The 307-nt window shown below is 60.9% G+C and carries 1 protein-coding gene; it reads right to left on the bottom strand.

Annotation, left to right across the window (positions count from 1 at the left end):
• A partial coding sequence (locus KVS71_RS17230; protein WP_217585128.1) for a hypothetical protein occupies positions 1 to 307 on the bottom strand: 307 nt, incomplete at both ends.

Genomic DNA, 307 nt, shown 5'->3' with positions numbered 1-307 from the left:
GATTCCACGCGGGTCCTCCAGTCATTGATGTAGAGGCGAAGTAGGGCGTCGTCGCTGGTCTCACGCAGCCCGTAGAAGACTGCGCGAGCGCCTTCTGCGACAGAGATTTCTGGAAGCAGCTCTGCTGCTCGTGCTTCAGCGCGCAAAGTGCGTGGACCTTGCGTGGTGAGACGAAGCTTCGTGATCGGATCGGCGTTGAGCTGGTCAACGTACTCGACGTAAGTGCCAGGAGTTGCCTCCCCCAGACCAACGAGGAACCCTACCAATGCGCGAGCGTTGGGGCCCGACAACTGCGCGAGCAGCGTAG

Origin of the sequence: Microbacterium sp. GbtcB4 (genome assembly GCF_019091465.1) — a bacterium.
GTDB lineage: Bacteria > Actinomycetota > Actinomycetes > Actinomycetales > Microbacteriaceae > Microbacterium > Microbacterium paraoxydans.
Note: the sequence above shows the minus strand (reverse complement) of the source record. Positions and strands in the feature narration are given on the sequence as shown.